Here is a 13,153-nt window from a genome sequence, read left to right on the forward strand (position 1 = left end):
CAACCTCTCCAATTAGGCTCCTGTTGCCAGGGCCTGATCGAAGTCAGCCTTGATGTCATCAATGTGTTCAAGCCCCACTGACACCCTGACCATGGTCGGAGTCACACCTGCCGAAGACTGCTCACTTTCACTCAGCTGCTGATGAGTGGTGGATGCGGGATGGATCACCAATGTCTTGGCATCTCCCACATTGGCTAAGTGACTCGCCAGTTTCAGGCTGTTAATGAACCGCACTGCGTCGTCATAGCCGCCATTCAGCGAGAACATCAGCATGCAGCCCATGCCCCGTCCCGTGAGGTATTTCTTGGCAGCTGAATGATAGGGATCGCTGCTCAGGCCGGGATAGCTGACGCTTGTCACCTTCGGATGCTGTTGCAGCCATGTGGCAAGTTCCATCGCGTTTTGGGCATGGCGTTCAACACGCAGGCTCAGGGTTTCCAGTCCCTGCAGCAGCAGGAAGCTATTGAACGGACTCAATGCAGGGCCCCAGTCACGCAGTGATTCCACCCGGGCTCTCAAGGCAAAAGCAATATTGCGATTGTCAGGTAGCCCCAACATTTTGCAGACGTCACTGCCGAAGCCGAACGCATCCCAGTGCACAAGACCGTGATAAGCGGGGCTTGGCTGGCTCATCAGCGGGAATTTGCCGTTGCCCCAGTTGAAGGTCCCCGCATCCACAATCACACCACCCAGACTCGTGCCATGGCCACCAATCCATTTGGTGGCGCTTTCCACCACCACATCAGCACCATGTTCGATCGGTCGCAGCAATGCACCGCAGGCGCCAAGGGTGTTGTCCACGATCAGAGGAATACCTCGTTCCTTGGCCAGAGCAGATAGACCTTCAAAATCGGGTATATTAAATCGCGGGTTGCCCATGGCTTCCACATAGATCGCCTTGGTGTTGTCATCAATCTGTGTCGCAAAGCTGGCAACATCGTCTCCTTCGGCGAATCTGACGTCGATTCCGAGTCGTGGGAACTGAACCTTGAACTGGTTGTAGGTCCCTCCATACAGAAATGATGTGGACACGAAATTGTCACCCGCCTGCATGCAGTTGGTGACGCTCAGGAACTGTGCTGACTGACCTGATGCTGTGGCAAGCGCAGCTACGCCTCCTTCAAGAGCAGCCACCCGCTTCTCGAAGACATCCGTTGTCGGATTCATCAGCCGGGTGTAGATGTTCCCGAATTCCTTCAGAGCGAACAGATTGGCTCCGTGTTCCGCGTCGTTGAAGACGTAGGAACTGGTCTGGTAGATCGGCACCGCCCTTGAATTTGTGGTGGGATCAGGGACCTGTCCCGCATGCAGTTGCAGGGTCTCAAAGCGCTGATCCGTCACGGCAATCGCAGGGAAGTCACCTTATTTCTAGCGTTGCAGCGATCGGACGACCTCAGTCCGCGTCTGGATCAGGCTTGTCTGTTTCCGCCAACGAGGGAAGGGTCTGTCGCAATAGTGGTGTCAGCCTGTTGCGCACTTCGCTGCGGAAGGAATCGACCGTCTCGCCCAGCAACACCGGATAGGGCTGGTCACCGCTCTGCTCACGGAGATGACGCCACTTGCTGTTTTCTTTTTCTTTGAGTTCCATCAGTGCGGCCTGAAAATCATGGCTGCGTAATTGCATTTCTTCGCTCCCCAGAGCAGCTGCCTGTTCAGCCATCTGCTCTCGGAAAGCATCGAAGCTTTTGGCTTTGATGGTGTCGGGCAGACCCAGGACCGGCTGATAGTGATCCAGAAGACGCAGTTCTTCCTCCAGGAGAATGGCCCACGCCCCCTGGGATCCTTCAGTCAGTTCCATTTGGGACTGAGCCGTGTTCATGGCATCTAGGTGGAAACGTAGCCAGCGGTAGTAAGACTTGTCTTGCGTGTTCTTTTTGACGGCTGCTTTACCGGTTGCCAGCACAGGCAGGGCCGCTTCGGCTTTGCGCAGAAAAAGCCGATCCTCACGTTCCAGGTTCATGGCTCCCCAGCGCTGCCGATACTCCCAGAGTTCCGCGTAGCGATTCACATCGTCGGCGGACCAGCCAAGGCCAGCCAGTTCATCGGCGCGATGGGTAAGTTCTTTTGCCACGCAGCTTGTTGAGTCCTGATTCCCGAAGCGTAGATGCCGGGGGATCAAAGACCAGGGTTGATTGCTCTCACATTGGCGGCGCGCTGTGACGGTTTCGTTGCAGATAGGCGTTGACCGCAATGGGTTGTGGTTGCTCATAACCCTCATGCAGCCAGAGGTCACCAGCGGAGGAGGCGTAATGGATCTGCCATTGGTGAAGACTCCGGTAGGTCAGTGGTTCTCGTTTGAGGAGTGCCGCGTAATGAAGCACGGCTCTCCCGTAGTGATCGCTGTTGTTGTAGCCCCACAAGCCACGGCGGATGTCCTTGAGACCTCCACGTCGGACGAGATAGCGAGCTGCAGCATGAATGGAATCCCATGGGTCACGGATATTGCCGCCATTACCGATGCCCGGCTCTGACCAGGTGGTGGGTAGAAACTGCATCGGTCCCTGCGCATTGGCTACAGAGACGCCGTCGATTCGCCCCATTCCTGTTTCCACCAGATTCACTGCGGCCAATACGGTCCAATCGATTCCTGTGGCTGCCGATGCACTGCGGTAAGCCTCGAGTAATTGATCCGCCGGTGCTGGAGTCTTGATCCTCCAGGCTGGCAGTGTGGAAGAGGCAGGACCGCGATGCATCGCCAGAAACTCTCTGCGCGCAGCGATGTGCTGGTCAAAGACCCAGCGCCAGCGTGGATCCAGTTGAATGCGAACGTCTTCACTCAAGGCCTTGCGTTTGGACAGAACCCTGTAGATCACCTGTTGTTGATGGGCAAGCGCAGCGAGGTTTTGTTCAGACAGCTCAGGAATGATCAAGGCAGTCTCGATGTCGACAATCAGCTCGGCGATTTCACTTGGCTCCGTCGGCACCAGCGGGTAGTGCCGCCCATTCGGGGCAACGGGCAGGTCTGTCCGGTTTGGCAGGATCGGGATTGAGGCGCTGCTCGAGGTCTGAACTTCAGCTGTATCTGTGCTTGCAACCGTCTTGCAGGCCACTGTGATCGGACTGAGCAAGACGGGGATGCTCAACAAACAGCGCACCCAGATCCTGGTGTTACGCAAACGACTGTTCACCAACACAGGAAACCTCTTCGGTCATGGAAGTCTGGCTTGTCTCCCGGATGGTTCAGAGCCCAGTAGCTGAGGCAGCCGCTTTGGTCTTCCAGAACCATGGTCAGGGCGATTTCAGGAATCTCTGTGTGCTGCCACCACGGCTTCAATGGTATCCGAATGGTGCAGAGGCAACCGACACGATCCATGCTGAACTTCACAACAGGGGCCTTGGCCAGAGGGTCCGCCATGCCACCCATTCGGTAATCGCTGAACTGGTAAAGGTTCCAGTCTCCGTTCGGAGAAACATTCATCTCCCAATACCTTTTCGCACCCGGACGAGCCAGAAAAGCTTCGAAGCAGGTATGGCTCCACAGGTTGTCCAGTCTTTGCGCTGAAGTATGTGTCTTGCCGGTGTTCAAGGCGAGGCAATCGATGGAGCTTGTGTTCAGCTTTGGGCTAAGGCTGAAGCTCAGTTCAAGAGGGGCATTTTCTTTCCAAACAAACTCCGCCATGGCGAGCACTGCTGGACATTGATCAAAGTCGAAGGGAATCAGTGGGCAGACCTGCCTCACCATCACCGGATGTCTTCCCACGCTCTAAACCCCTGTTGCTGCAACGGCTTTAGATCTCAACGTCGGTTTTAGTTCTTGATTTGGTTCTTGAATGGCCGTTTCGCTTGTTGCGCTGAGGTCAGCTTCGCACCGTCGACAGACCTGGGAAAGCCACACTTCACCGCTTGATTTCGCACATGGAAATCGCCTGGTCTCATGGCTGATGACCGCTGCTGATCGGATCAACGACGATGGTAGGGAGGAGCACCTCGCATTGACCCCATAGAGGAAGGCTTCTCTCCCATCTGGTAATGCCATGCTTTGCATACATCAGTGGCAGTGGGCTTCAGTGAATAACATCCGAGTGCCGTTGAACTTGCTGTTTGCGCAAGTTGGGTTGTCTTCAACCACAGCCTTCGATTCAGGTTGCTTGAACAGGCGAGCAAGAGTGCAAGTCCCTTCCCCGCCGTCATGCTTGCCATAGTCGGAATCTCACACGATGCGAAATGTCTGAACGGGGAGTGGTTGTCCGCAGGAGACATCGCCTTTTGGTTATGGCGACAGCTCCTGATTTCCTGATGCGGTAAAGGGTGGTGCCAGATCCTTATTCATGGAAGTTTGAATGGTTCCTGCGGTTCTCCTGGATTTCTTTCATCTCTTCAAAACACCGGGGGAAGTGATTCTCTGATTTTTTGTCTCACACTCATGCGTATAGTGATCATTGCCCGGAACTTAATTGTTTTGGATCGAGCATTTTCCGATAGCAAACCACCATCAGTGGTATTGAATTGGGGGGAGTATAAGTTTTATCCCTGTAAGTTTTCTCACAATGCTCTGGGTGTATTCTTTGTAATCCTCGTATCATCAGGGCGTTCAGTGAGCATTCTTTATCTGTTAATTGCGTTCACTTGGATTGCTGTTTTCTATGGCATCTTAAAGAATGAGAATTGATATTTACTCCAGTTGTCCAAGACTTTCCTCTCTATGTTGATTCGAAACAAGAGGAAGTTTCATCGCAATGAAAAACGTCGAAGAGTCCACTAGGTAGGCTGCTTTTCTTGGCTGCTTTGAATACTTGCAATCGCTAAACGCGGAAAAGGAGTGAAAAGGCTAAATTCTGGACGACAATAGGCTAAATAAAGAACACTGTTGTGGCTTGAATATCACCAAGAAGAGATAGCAGTTTTTGCTGTACGGAACTAAGAGATGGAGTTTTTAATGTCCAACGATCAACTTATGGCATTTATGGAGAAGGCTTTGGCTGATAAAGGCCTTCAGTCAAGGCTCAAGGATGCTTCAAGTCCGCAGGTTGTCGCTGAAATAGCAAAGGAGCTCGGTTACTCAGTTCCCGTCGATGATCTGTATGCGGGTGATTCTTTGTCAGCAGAGGAGCTTGAGGGTGTTGCCGGTGGTGGTGGAGCAGGGAGAAGCTGTTCTGTTGGATGCGCTTGTAAGGTGTCCTGGGATATTGAATTGGGATATCCTCAAAAATGAGTTTGTAAATTTGCAGTTTTCAGATAATTACTTGTAGCACAATAAATGTTTATGTTCTTAATGCTTGAAATAATAGTGTAGTTGCTGGATTGTCATGATAAAAGTCAGTAAAGTTGAGATCGGAACCAATGTCATAGTGGTTGTTTCTTGTAATAGTTGCCTCCTGCTCAAAGATCTCACCTTTAGCTCTCACCTCAAAGCTGTCAACAAATATATTTTTAACAAAGAAGGGCTTTATCGCATAATCTTTGCGTAGACCAACCAATTGAACTTACAGGCTTAATCTTGAGGTCAACTTATTGATTATCGAAGTATGCGAATAAGCAACTTTTTTATTTAATTGAAAATCGGTCTTTTATATTGGTTCGATCAAGAGATAGCCGCAAGCATAATCCCACCTCCCTACGCAAAAAACCTTGAACCAATGACTAACCCTTCAAGTGCGGCGTTTTTCATTGTCCAGGAGCCTTTGTGCGATCTGATTTTGCATCATTTGAAACATGGGTTGAAGCTGAACCAAAAGTCGACGATGCTGATGGCAGTGGCAAAATTGCAAATGGATGGAATTTGGATTGATTCATATTGGAAGGGGGTGATATCAGGTGCTATACCGTCACTTATTACAGTGGTAGGAGTGATTTTCATAGAACTGTACAGAGGAAAGGTTAAAAAACTAGAGAGATCTCAAAAAAAACTCAGTGACGAGTGGGATTTCTTTTATCGCCTAGAAGAGCTCTACATAGACCAGCTTAAAGAGTGTGGCTGGAAGAATAAACACAAAGTAATTAAAGACGAACTGCGTAAGCGACTAAGGAATGATGACAAAGGTGGTGAGATTCGTTCTCCCGCTGATAAACGTAAATCTATTTAAGCACTTTACAAATACATTTTTACCAACGAGATCTGCGTTGTCTCACCTGATCATTCCTGTATCCATATAAGCGCTCTAAAAGAGGTTATGCGCGCGGAATCACCGGATGCTCTCCGCCGCAATGGATGACCTGGCCGATCTACCACTCTTTGTCAGCCCTTTCACCGCTCAGATCATCGTGTTTGACGATCTGACAGTGATGCTTGGGGTTACAACCGAAAAAACGGACGCTCTGTCTCTTGTGAGCTGTAAAACCCGTGTTCAATCGACACGCCTGTAAAAACAGGACATCGGTACTGGTTTGGATTGAAGAGTGATGCTCGGCTCCACCTGGCTAGTAATGAGATAGCTCATCACATCGCCATGTACGAATTTCTTTTGGTCGCTCAGCTTCTGGCTCAGGATTCTTCGTTCCAGCAGTGGGTGGATAGTCGTCCTCCTGCAGAGCTCTGTCAGCTTTACTCAGAAAAAATGATTCCCGACACGATGCTTCCCGGAGGACGTGATTCGAGCCCATGTGGCACCGAAACCTTCGACAACCCCATGGATTACGTGACCAAATAGGGCGATCCATCAATACGCCTGTCAAGCCCGATCCAGCACCTTTTCATCAGTTGCCATCTGCTCTAGCTCCATGGCACGTCCAGCCCGGTTGGCCCAGAGTGCGCCCTGCCGGTCGCTGCTATGACTGCTGTTCAGATCTGCTACCCATGTCCCTAGAACAACTCTAGGCATTCTTCAACAAGGTCAAAGGTGATTCCAATCTTCAAGGCAAGCTGAAAGCTGCAAAGTCACCTGAAGATGTTGTAGGAATTGCTAAAGAGCATGGACATTAATTTACTGCTGATAAGATCAGTCTGCTTAGTGATGAGGAACTGGAGGGCGTGGCTGATGGAGGCACCGGTATGGGTGGCGTATTTGGCTGTAAGTAACTTCAACGATATAGCATAAAAATGTTTGCGACATTATATGTAGCCAAGTATATAGAGCTTGTTTGGCTAGCTACCTCTAAATCTCTACAGTTGCACGAGCTTAAAATTCCTGAATTTGCATGATAAGCTAATAAAAAGAGTTCAATGCTTGGTGCGATTGAGCGAATCAATTAATAGCTAACGTTCTTTTAGCAAGCCGTTGCTATAACCGTTCAAGACTCCCGATACCCATGTCAGAAGAACAACTCAAGGCATTCCTCACCAAGGTCAAAGGCGACTCCAACCTTCAGGTGAAACTAAAAGCAGCAAAGTCACTTGAAGATGTTGTAAGCATAGGTAAAGAACATGGTCATGAATTCACTTCTGATAAGATCAGTCAGCTCAGTGAAGAGAAGTTAGAAGAAGTGGTTGGGGGAAATAAAAGCCACTATTATTGCGAACCTATACCAGCACCCTTTGCTTAAAATTTCTTCAAATTAAAATATCATTCTACTCATCAAAGTCCCTACCGCTGCACTGGTTTTTATCGTTTCAATGGATTGACTAATCCCATAAATTCCTCCAACACCTGGCACGATTGAGCGCAATGGAATTATTCAAAGTTGCCGCAGCTGACTATTGCTAGTATTGTAAAAATACTAAATACCCCTGTTAGAAGAGCAACTCAAAGCTTTCCTTTAGAAGGTCCAAGCTGACACCAGCCTTCAGGAAAAGCTCAAAGCTGCAGCTGATTCTGATGCAGTTCTTGCGTTTGCCAAGGAGGCTGGGTTTAGTGTTTATGCTGATGACTTAATTGAAAAGATAGAGCTCACTGAAGAGGAACTGGACGCTATTTCCGGGGGCGAATACACAGGAAATGACACGGGTCCCACGAATATGTATTGAGTATGTCATATTCCTAAATGTCCAGAATGGGCTGCCTCCAAAGGCTGAATACTTCGCCTAAACATCCCAGCCTAACCATCGAATACTAAACTGTAAATATCCTGGCCCATCTACTTATCAAAGCCCCGCCACAATGGGTTTGATTTCTTCAATAGCCTGATTAATTTCATTAAATAGTTCCCAATACCTGGCATGATTGATCGCAATTGATCAGAGATGTTCAAGCCTCAATCACAATTCATGCTTCAATCGACTAGCCACTTCAGAAAAGACTTTTGATCAACAGTCGCATCCACCGTGCTGCCTGAGCACCGGTCGATCGTTTGACCCGGGGGGGGGCAGACATTGACTATGGTCAGGTCCCGAAGCCATTCCAACAGGCCTTTGCCATCACAAGCAAGCGCAGTGCTGTGACCAGGCTGGGCTTCTCTCCATGATCGAAGTTGACCAGGATTTCGCCGGGTCGATCGGCAATGGCGGTACGTTGCTGGAGCGCCTTAACGGCACATTGGGCATCCGGTGTCTTCCTCTTCTCTCCGCTGGCAAAGCTCCCAGGCAAATGTCTCAGACGCAGTCACCTAATCCAGCATCAAGGCTTCCACCTCGGCCTCCTGAAGGCTGTTGTGCGTTCATCTCTGTGATTGATGGCCTGTCTCGTTGTTTCTGTTGAGTGGTTCCGTCCGGCCTCTCGAGATCGGCAGATTAGGGCCATGGTCAGAATGGGAGTAAGGGCAACCGACCAGAGATGAGTTTGAGAGAACGCTTTGCTGATCTTTTGATTCGAGCTGCCTGCCGTATCGCACCACCCGTCAAATCCGATGAAATCAGGGAGATGACGCTGCGGTTGGAGCCAGAACAGGAGGGTGAATCCCTCATCGACTCCACTTGTGCGGATGCTGCCGATCTGCCTTCGGTGGAACCCTTATCGCTTGATCAACGCGTGATCAGTCGCTCAGTCAAAACCCTCAAGGCTGAAGCGATCAGTTCCCTTGCCACCCTTCATGCAGCCCACTTAGTCGGTGCATCCGTCTGGGACGAAAGGCGAATCGCTGCTCGGATCAATGCCGCCTCTGGTATCAAAGCTGCCAGTCCTGAAGTGCTCGCTGAGATCGAAGGTCTGGCAGTGACCTGGCAAAACGATCTCTCAGCCATCACCAATGCTTTGCAGCAGGTTGCTGCCATCAGTTGCCCAGAAGCACCGATCTCTCAGGACCTTCGACTGGAGGGAGAAGAGCAGGACCTTGCAGCAGACCTCATTGAGTCCTGTTCAGTTGAGCTCACTAGGCATCAGTTGGAACTGGCCATCCCTCAGGACGACAACGATGAGCAAGAACACAACGATGAACAAGAACACAATCATGAGGTCTGATTTGTTGATTTCAGCTCCCAGGAGTAATCTCTGTGCTGCGAAAGCTGTTCGAGGGGGGTGACCCAACTGAAGTTGGGGCGAGTCGGCCTCGATTGAGACTGCATTGAGTCATTGTGGTTTGATGCCTAACAAGGAATACAGGATGTCAAAAGCTGCTGGACTGGATGTTTGTTCCCATCAATACAGAACAGCCAGGAGCTGGTTGATCGCTGCTGCTGTCGAGATTGTGCTTGATCATTGTTCAGAGGACGATCGAGCGCGCTTGAAGCTGATTGCAGCTCCAGAAGTACAGAATTCTGAAGCAATGATTCCCGAATTCAACGAAGAGATGAATCAATATACTGATCTTGTTCTGCAGCAAGCGATCGCGACTATCTCTATTCTCATCTCAAAGAATTACAATATCAGTGTTATGAAAAAAGAATTTTAAATCGGGCGCCATTGGACTGGTTGCATTGAAGCAGCATTTGAAATAAGAAAGACCATTCCAGAATCTCAAGAAATCAGCTTCTCTTTACTGATTTCAGAGTGTTTCTTAACTTGCTTGGTTATTAGTCTGATGTCTCAAGATACTGAAGTCAGCTCAATTACAGAGAACAATATATACAGGTTATACCCACAATATGGGTTTGTTTTGGTTGGCTCAGGTTGTCAGGTAATGGCGAACGGAGACCACTCCCACACTCACCAGAACACCAACGAAAGCTTTAAAGAAGTCTTTGGCAAGCTGATTGAATGCTGCCAATGGAGTTGAAACTTTTATTCGGACTACCAAGGCCAATTCGCGGCCAGCCAGCAAGCCAAGAAAGACCCATGTGGTGCTCATCGGAATCACGGAGAAGCTAAGTGCCCGTGTAAATAAAATTGTTCCAAATACTAAGTCGCAAAGTGTTGCTGACCTGATATAATGAATATTAGCCTTTCTACGAATAATCTTTTGTACAGGTCCTCCACCCCATGCGAAAATCAATGCAATGGAACAGCAGATTACAAAAATACTGATTAAAAGTTCAAAAAAACTGAGTTTTCTTGGCAGGTAAACATAGAAGCTGGCTGCATTCTGAATCATCCACTGACACCATAGCCAGGCAGTACTGAGCCATTGAAGAATTAACCACCGTCGTGGTAGCTGATGGCTGTCCTGTGGATTGACGACAAATCGTCGCTCGAGAATCCATAACGCCACCCCATAAACCACAGCTGAGGCCATCAGCGCGAAGACTCCGCCGAAGATTGATGTTGTAATCAGTGCAGATGTTTGTATAGGTGAAAAAGCAGCCAACACGAGGATAGAAGTCCCGATCGGTGCAGCCCACCAGGTAAGAGCCGCCACGGTCAAGGGTGGGATCAGATAATAAAAAGTGAAATTACCTGGCAATGGGAACTGAGATAGCAGTCCCCAGGCAGGATCATCTCCATATTTAAACCAGCCGAAAATCAATATAAAGGTTGTTGCTAAACAGATCCATATCACCTGAAGATGAATGGATGTTCTTCCACGATTACTGAACAGAAAGGTGCCTAGGGTCTGTAGAGAATCATTGGCGGTGCAGGCTGCTACGACGAGAGCAAAGCCAAGATCTGAAAAATTTGGCTGTTCATGCTTTATTATTTGGCCAGATTGAACAAGCCTTTAGGAAGCTAAATGCATACAGAATAACCTTGTTTTCTTAATTGCTTAATTATAATAATAGATCCAGTTTGCAAGTGCAAAGGGGCTAAGGCTTGGGTATGGGATTCCAATAAATTTGGTGTAATAACATATTATAGCGAATTTAATTGAGAGACTTCATGATAATATTTTTGACCAATTAATGTCAGGTTCAGGACTGGACGATGATGCCAACACTCTGTTTGGGATTCCGCAGCCAGGTCTTTGTAATGGCTGTTGAGTAGGTGATTACTTCATTACCAGTTCTTGCTGTTATCAGGTTTTTAAAGTTCTATTCCTCCATAGACGTTTTGGTTCGCTGTCACAGTATTGATGGTCAATAGTGTAACCCATGAAGATGGTGCTGACTTTGGCAAAAAAGCAGGCAAGCGTATTACGTGGCATAGGACTGGGATTGTTGATTTCGTTTTTCCTGGTTCTCTACGGCATCATCTTTAACCCATTCTCTGGTCCTGAATTGGAGACGTTTGATGAGAAGCTTGTTGTGTTTGGTAGGTGTTTGCTGATCCTATTGTTTGTGCTCATTTTATCTATTGCAAGAATTGCTAGGTACCGCTTCTTTTCTAGTGAAGATATAGATTCGACTGCGGTTGCAGCACCATCTTCATCACTTTTATGCCCCCAATCCATTCTCCAGAACACTCTTGAGCAAACGGTGCTTGCTAGGATTGTGTATTTTTTATGGATCTTGATGACTCCCTCTGCGTGGTTGTCAGTACTTCCTCTCTCTGCTGGTTGCTTCCTTGTTGGACGGATATTGTTTATCGCAGGATTCCGCAAAGGCGCTGCTTCGAGAGCCATCGGTTTTGCCTTGACGTTTTACCCAACAGTCATTCTGTTTTTGTTGTTGTCATCAGTGCATTACGTTCTCTACGCTGAAGTCCTTTTGAAAGCTGTGAGTCCTCCTCGGCAAAACTCAATCTGTTGGTAACGATAAGAACAAAATTATTTTTCTTTGTTTAAACATTTTTGTTTATATCACCCTATCTTTGATCAAGGTCTGATCTAAAGGGTGAATCATGTGGATCTTATCGACTTCAACCTGAGATGATTCATCATCACTGGAAGATGCTCCATCTCACAATTCTTGCGATAATTCGTCGATCAGGTTATTCAGTTCCCTCCACTGATTTTCGATCGATTGCGTGAGTGCAAACTGAACCTCAGCACGATCAAGATTGTGTTGAGGCCTTGTTGTGCGGAAATAACTGTCACCGGAAAGATGGTCTGTCAGAAAGCGGATACCGAGCTCAAGGGGAATCAGACGAATGCAATCAGGCATATAGCGGAAATCCTCCGGAGTGAGGAATGATCGGCCCACGGACAGATAACCCTCAAGGATTGCCCGGCAAAGATCCAAATCAAAGCTGACGTTCTGGGCATCGAGAGCCTCTTCGCCCGATCGATTACAGCAGGAACGCAGACAGTCACCGATGTCGTAATGAACAAGGCCCGGTTTGACTGTGTCGAGGTCGATCAATCCCACGGCTTGTCCGGAGGCGTTATCGATCATCACATTATTGATCTTCGGATCTCCGTGGATTGGTCGCCGCTTCAGTTCACCTCTTGCACAGGCCTGCTCAAGAACGTCGATCCCTGCCCTTCGTTTCTCGATGAAGGAGACAGCATTGGCGATGCGATGGCTGTTTCGAGCATTCGCCCTGGAGAACACCAGGTCGAATTCGGCAAGGTATGCCGGGGCAATGTGGAAATTTTCCAGCGTGTCAGCCAGTTCGTCAGTGGCCAGATCACTGATCAGGTGATGAAACATGCCCAACCCGTAACCCAGTTCGCGGGCATGCAGGTCGTCTTGAATCACATCCGTCGTGGTGGCTGCACCGATGTGGGTGATGGATCGCCAGAATTCACCCTGATGCTCTACCCAGTGTCCGTGGGCATCGAGAGTCGGCAGAACTTTGGGAACCTCCCAGCGTCGGCCCAGGAGTTCCGGTGGTTGTTGGGCAAGACGCTGTTCAACGTGGTTGCCCAGTTTGAGCAGATTGCTCATCACCAATTCAGGTTGTTCAAACACTTCAGTGTTCAAACGCTGCATCACGAAGGCTGATCGTGATGCACTGCGGTTCAGTGTCACAAGAAAAGTGTCGTTGACATTTCCTGACCCAAGCTGGCTGATCCCGTCGATCTGTTCTGGCGGGTGGAACAGTCCAGCGATGGTCTCCAGGATCGAGTTGGAGCTGGAGAATGGGGAGGGCACGTCGAATCGCATGGGTCTCATCACGAAACATGCCGTGTTCTTCGGCCACTGCCAGCA

General features: G+C 48.9%; 16 protein-coding genes and 1 pseudogene. 9 read left to right on the forward strand and 8 right to left on the reverse strand.

Translation table 11 applies throughout. The features are described from left to right. Nucleotides 1-12 precede the first annotated feature (12 nt). The 4 genes from SIB58_RS06225 to SIB58_RS06240 form a co-directional block, all read right to left on the reverse strand. Nucleotides 13-1,341 (reverse strand): O-acetylhomoserine aminocarboxypropyltransferase/cysteine synthase family protein, encoded by a 1,329-nt coding sequence (locus SIB58_RS06225; RefSeq protein ID WP_067325653.1) that lies wholly within the window; start codon nucleotides 1,339-1,341, stop codon nucleotides 13-15. A 52-nt stretch (nucleotides 1,342-1,393) separates the two neighbouring features. Beyond that, the gene (locus SIB58_RS06230; protein ID WP_066906282.1) at nucleotides 1,394-2,071 is read right to left on the reverse strand and encodes a hypothetical protein; all 678 of its coding nucleotides are present in this window, start codon (nucleotides 2,069-2,071) and stop codon (nucleotides 1,394-1,396) included. 67 nt (nucleotides 2,072-2,138) lie between these two features. Continuing rightward, nucleotides 2,139-3,083 (reverse strand): transglycosylase SLT domain-containing protein, encoded by a 945-nt coding sequence (locus SIB58_RS06235; protein WP_369813415.1) that lies wholly within the window; start codon nucleotides 3,081-3,083, stop codon nucleotides 2,139-2,141. Nucleotides 3,084-3,124: 41 nt separating this feature from the next. Beyond that, complete coding sequence (locus SIB58_RS06240; protein WP_066906280.1) at nucleotides 3,125-3,700, reverse strand: DOMON-like domain-containing protein; 576 nt, start codon at nucleotides 3,698-3,700, stop codon at nucleotides 3,125-3,127. Nucleotides 3,701-4,864: 1,164 nt separating this feature from the next. Here SIB58_RS06240 and SIB58_RS06245 point away from each other — a divergent pair. From SIB58_RS06245 to SIB58_RS06255, 3 genes are all read left to right on the forward strand, one after another. Continuing rightward, nucleotides 4,865-5,152 (forward strand): Nif11-like leader peptide family natural product precursor, encoded by a 288-nt coding sequence (locus tag SIB58_RS06245; RefSeq protein ID WP_082823292.1) that lies wholly within the window; start codon nucleotides 4,865-4,867, stop codon nucleotides 5,150-5,152. A gap of 340 nt (nucleotides 5,153-5,492) precedes the next feature. Next, nucleotides 5,493-6,023 (forward strand): hypothetical protein, encoded by a 531-nt coding sequence (locus tag SIB58_RS06250; protein ID WP_156486558.1) that lies wholly within the window; start codon nucleotides 5,493-5,495, stop codon nucleotides 6,021-6,023. Between the two features lie 363 nt (nucleotides 6,024-6,386). Further along, complete coding sequence (locus SIB58_RS06255) at nucleotides 6,387-6,587, forward strand: hypothetical protein (RefSeq protein ID WP_066906274.1); 201 nt, start codon at nucleotides 6,387-6,389, stop codon at nucleotides 6,585-6,587. 21 nt (nucleotides 6,588-6,608) lie between these two features. On the opposite strand, the gene SIB58_RS06260 is transcribed toward SIB58_RS06255, so the two are convergent. Further along, nucleotides 6,609-6,758, reverse strand: a complete 150-nt coding sequence (locus tag SIB58_RS06260) for a hypothetical protein (RefSeq protein ID WP_197461105.1) — start codon at nucleotides 6,756-6,758, stop codon at nucleotides 6,609-6,611. A gap of 41 nt (nucleotides 6,759-6,799) precedes the next feature. Here SIB58_RS06260 and SIB58_RS06265 point away from each other — a divergent pair, with 41 nt between their 5' ends. The 3 genes and pseudogenes from SIB58_RS06265 to SIB58_RS06275 form a co-directional block, all read left to right on the forward strand. Then, nucleotides 6,800-6,859, forward strand: coding sequence for a hypothetical protein (locus tag SIB58_RS06265; protein ID WP_369813417.1), 60 nt, complete (start codon nucleotides 6,800-6,802; stop codon nucleotides 6,857-6,859). A 326-nt stretch (nucleotides 6,860-7,185) separates the two neighbouring features. Further along, nucleotides 7,186-7,419 carry a Nif11-like leader peptide family natural product precursor gene (locus SIB58_RS06270; protein WP_066906272.1) on the forward strand — a complete coding sequence of 78 codons (234 nt, stop codon included), beginning with the start codon at nucleotides 7,186-7,188 and terminating at the stop codon, nucleotides 7,417-7,419. Nucleotides 7,420-7,648: 229 nt separating this feature from the next. After that, nucleotides 7,649-7,840 (forward strand): annotated as a pseudogene (locus SIB58_RS06275) (Nif11-like leader peptide family RiPP precursor); the annotation flags it as partial. 355 nt (nucleotides 7,841-8,195) lie between these two features. Here SIB58_RS06275 and SIB58_RS06280 read toward each other — a convergent pair. After that, the gene (locus SIB58_RS06280; RefSeq protein WP_066906270.1) at nucleotides 8,196-8,399 is read right to left on the reverse strand and encodes a hypothetical protein; all 204 of its coding nucleotides are present in this window, start codon (nucleotides 8,397-8,399) and stop codon (nucleotides 8,196-8,198) included. Between the two features lie 186 nt (nucleotides 8,400-8,585). Here SIB58_RS06280 and SIB58_RS06285 point away from each other — a divergent pair, with 186 nt between their 5' ends. Further along, a complete protein-coding gene (locus SIB58_RS06285) occupies nucleotides 8,586-9,209 on the forward strand; it encodes a hypothetical protein (RefSeq protein WP_066906268.1) in 624 nt (207 codons plus the stop codon). A gap of 121 nt (nucleotides 9,210-9,330) precedes the next feature. Beyond that, entirely contained in the window at nucleotides 9,331-9,639 is a 309-nt protein-coding gene (locus tag SIB58_RS06290; RefSeq protein WP_067325647.1) for a hypothetical protein, read from the forward strand. A gap of 213 nt (nucleotides 9,640-9,852) precedes the next feature. On the opposite strand, the gene SIB58_RS06295 is transcribed toward SIB58_RS06290, so the two are convergent. Next, complete coding sequence (locus SIB58_RS06295) at nucleotides 9,853-10,650, reverse strand: hypothetical protein (RefSeq protein WP_156486555.1); 798 nt, start codon at nucleotides 10,648-10,650, stop codon at nucleotides 9,853-9,855. A gap of 568 nt (nucleotides 10,651-11,218) precedes the next feature. Between SIB58_RS06295 and SIB58_RS06300 the strand changes: the two genes are divergently transcribed. Continuing rightward, a complete protein-coding gene (locus SIB58_RS06300) occupies nucleotides 11,219-11,812 on the forward strand; it encodes an MAPEG family protein (RefSeq protein WP_414494715.1) in 594 nt (197 codons plus the stop codon). A 147-nt stretch (nucleotides 11,813-11,959) separates the two neighbouring features. Here the strand turns inward: SIB58_RS06300 and SIB58_RS06305 are convergent, their stop codons facing one another. After that, nucleotides 11,960-13,108, reverse strand: coding sequence for a phosphotransferase enzyme family protein (locus SIB58_RS06305; protein WP_066906263.1), 1,149 nt, complete (start codon nucleotides 13,106-13,108; stop codon nucleotides 11,960-11,962). Nucleotides 13,109-13,153: the final 45 nt, after the last annotated feature.

The sequence above is a fragment of the Synechococcus sp. MIT S9504 genome (genome assembly GCF_047497135.1).
Taxonomy (GTDB): Bacteria; Cyanobacteriota; Cyanobacteriia; order PCC-6307; family Cyanobiaceae; genus Synechococcus_C.

What these genes read in the sequence shown, in the direction of transcription:
- SIB58_RS06285 (WP_066906268.1), top strand. Translation starts at nt 8,586, where the DNA reads ATGAGTTTGAGAGAACGCTTTGCTGATCTTTTGATTCGAGCTGCCTGC.
- SIB58_RS06305 (WP_066906263.1), bottom strand. Translation starts at nt 13,108, where the DNA reads ATGCGATTCGACGTGCCCTCCCCATTCTCCAGCTCCAACTCGATCCTG.
- SIB58_RS06245 (WP_082823292.1), top strand. Translation starts at nt 4,865, where the DNA reads ATGGAGTTTTTAATGTCCAACGATCAACTTATGGCATTTATGGAGAAG.
- SIB58_RS06300 (WP_414494715.1), top strand. Translation starts at nt 11,219, where the DNA reads ATGGTGCTGACTTTGGCAAAAAAGCAGGCAAGCGTATTACGTGGCATA.
- SIB58_RS06290 (WP_067325647.1), top strand. Translation starts at nt 9,331, where the DNA reads ATGCCTAACAAGGAATACAGGATGTCAAAAGCTGCTGGACTGGATGTT.
- SIB58_RS06260 (WP_197461105.1), bottom strand. Translation starts at nt 6,758, where the DNA reads ATGCCTAGAGTTGTTCTAGGGACATGGGTAGCAGATCTGAACAGCAGT.
- SIB58_RS06270 (WP_066906272.1), top strand. Translation starts at nt 7,186, where the DNA reads ATGTCAGAAGAACAACTCAAGGCATTCCTCACCAAGGTCAAAGGCGAC.
- SIB58_RS06255 (WP_066906274.1), top strand. Translation starts at nt 6,387, where the DNA reads ATGTACGAATTTCTTTTGGTCGCTCAGCTTCTGGCTCAGGATTCTTCG.